This window comes from Aliiroseovarius marinus, assembly GCF_004360145.1.
Classification (GTDB): domain Bacteria; phylum Pseudomonadota; class Alphaproteobacteria; order Rhodobacterales; family Rhodobacteraceae; genus Aliiroseovarius; species Aliiroseovarius marinus.
This window is the reverse complement of record NZ_SAIT01000037.1, coordinates 1-769: the sequence shown is the minus strand read 5'-3', so window position 1 is coordinate 769 and position 769 is coordinate 1. Positions and strand designations below refer to the sequence as shown.

The 769-nt window shown below is 48.9% G+C and carries 1 protein-coding gene; it reads right to left on the bottom strand.

Going from position 1 to position 769, the window contains the following annotated elements:
- Positions 1-35 precede the first annotated feature (35 nt).
- On the bottom strand, positions 36-587 hold the full coding sequence (locus EOL43_RS15275; protein ID WP_166636268.1) for a glycosyltransferase family 2 protein: 552 nt from the start codon (positions 585-587) through the stop codon (positions 36-38).
- Positions 588-769 lie beyond the last annotated feature (182 nt).

Sequence of the window (769 nt, the reverse complement as noted above, 5' to 3'; positions counted from 1 at the left end):
GGCGGCGCTACCGTGGTCCAATATTGCGCCGCCCTTTATAGCCCATCTGGCATGACACACGCCTTGGTGTTGAATACTGTTTTTCCCGTGTACAACGCGCCATGTAGAAACACCACGAAACTGTTTCTGGCAGCGATAGCCTTTGAGTAGACCGAGGTAGCAACCGCTTGCCTTGCAATGGCGCTCATATTCGGCCCCGTGTCGGCATTGTCCGTTGGGTCAAGGCAGAAAGAGTTGAATCCCAATGCATACCAGGCTTGGGTGCTGTTCTTCATATTTTTTTGAATGCAGCCTATGAAACTGTCATGGATTTGCGGATCAACAAATAAAAATTCATCCACATCGACTCTGATCACCGCATCATAGTAGCGGTACAAAGATTTCTGCAGCTCAGCTAAGGCGTGTTGACGGTTTCCCTCAAACCCCTTTACCTGATGCCTTGGGAACGTGATGTGACTTGCCCCCGGGGTGATGTCACGATGGCGTTCATCAAATCCATGAGACACTACATAAAGATTTTCGTAGCCGACAAGATCACCATAGTGGTGATACCATTTTTCCAACATGGCGTATTCTTGGTAAGCCATTGTAATCGCTGCTATTCTCATAATGACATCCCATAGAAAGCTTGTAGACGGCTGTCATAAGGCCATAGGGCCTCAGAAAGCGCAACATCAAATCCGATCTGATATCTAAACGGTGCGGAAGGCGGTTAATTCAACAACTCCCCCCTCGAACGCCAAACGCCGGCAGCTTATTCAGCTACCGG

Coding starts and splice junctions, on each gene's coding strand:
- EOL43_RS15275 (WP_166636268.1), bottom strand. CDS start 587: ATGGCTTACCAAGAATACGCCATGTTGGAAAAATGGTATCACCACTAT.